The organism is Streptomyces sp. SID11385 (assembly GCF_010548245.1).
Lineage (GTDB): Bacteria > Actinomycetota > Actinomycetes > Streptomycetales > Streptomycetaceae > Streptomyces.
Genome location: NZ_JAAGLR010000937.1, coordinates 1 through 229, shown reverse-complemented (window position 1 = coordinate 229; position 229 = coordinate 1). Strand labels below are relative to the sequence as shown.

Here is a 229-nt window from a genome sequence, read left to right as displayed (position 1 = left end):
CCGCTCACCCCGCAACCCACCCGGCACCACACCCGCACCCTCCAACGCCTCCCAAGCAAGCTCCAACATCAACCGCTGCTGCGGATCCATCGCCGCCGCCTCACGCGGACTCACCCCAAAAAACGACGCATCGAACCCATCCACCCGCGACAGAAACCCACCCCGCGCAATACCCAACCCACCCCGACCCTCCGGCACCTCACCAACAGTCTCCCGACCCTCAGCAAGC

Annotated in this window: 1 protein-coding gene; it reads right to left on the bottom strand. The window is 66.4% G+C overall.

All coding sequences use genetic code 11. The features are described from left to right. Window positions 1–229: beta-ketoacyl synthase N-terminal-like domain-containing protein (locus G3I42_RS28300; protein ID WP_164290599.1), on the bottom strand; the 229-nt coding region annotated here is incomplete at both ends.